Annotated in this window: 1 protein-coding gene; it reads left to right on the top strand. The window is 57.9% G+C overall.

Annotation, left to right across the window (positions count from 1 at the left end; translation table 11 throughout):
- Positions 1-240, top strand: a 240-nt coding sequence (locus ACM6G4_RS27460; RefSeq protein ID WP_414915025.1) for a transposase, incomplete at both ends; no start/stop codon positions are given.

The following is a 240-nucleotide window of genomic DNA, read 5'->3' as shown; positions in this document are numbered from 1 at the left end:
GGTCCGTTTGGAGGATCTGCTAGCGGCCAACCAAGCGTTGATGACGGTCTACTTAATGAAGGCTGAACTCAAAACGCTTTGGACGCCGAGCACCGCCTGGGGCTGGCGATCAGCCTGGAAGCAATGGCTGAGCCATGCTCAAGAAAGTGGAATACCGGCTCTGATCCAGTTCGCAAAGCGACTAAAGGGTTACTGGCGGGGCATCGTCAGCCGGGTTCGCTGGCCAATGCACACGGGCCA

Origin of the sequence: Pseudomonas sp. IT-P258, assembly GCF_949767825.1 — a bacterium.
In the GTDB taxonomy this organism is placed as follows: Bacteria; Pseudomonadota; Gammaproteobacteria; order Pseudomonadales; family Pseudomonadaceae; genus Aquipseudomonas; species Aquipseudomonas monachiensis.
This window is presented reverse-complemented; position numbering and strand designations above follow the sequence as displayed.